This is a genomic window from Stenotrophomonas sp. IS26, from assembly GCF_054188265.1.
In genome coordinates, this window is sequence record NZ_JBSZJV010000053.1 from 1 (window position 1) to 208 (window position 208).

Consider the following 208-nt stretch of genomic DNA (forward strand, 5'->3'; position numbering starts at 1 on the left):
GCACACAAAGTGGTCCGGCTCGGCACGGCTCATCACCGCCAGCGCGTAGGCACCGGTCAATTCCTTGACCGTGCGCTGCAGCGCCGCCAGCAGGCTGTCACCTTCCTTGAGGTGATGGTGCATCAGGTGCGCGATCACTTCGGTATCGGTCTGCGACTCGAAGGTGTAGCCCAGCGCGCGCAGCTTCTCGCGCTGTTCTTCGTGGTTT

The 208-nt window shown here is 63.0% G+C and carries 1 pseudogene; it reads right to left on the reverse strand.

Annotated elements, in window-relative coordinates:
* Positions 1-208, reverse strand: a pseudogene (locus ACW6W5_RS17895) (glutamine--fructose-6-phosphate transaminase (isomerizing)); the annotation flags it as partial.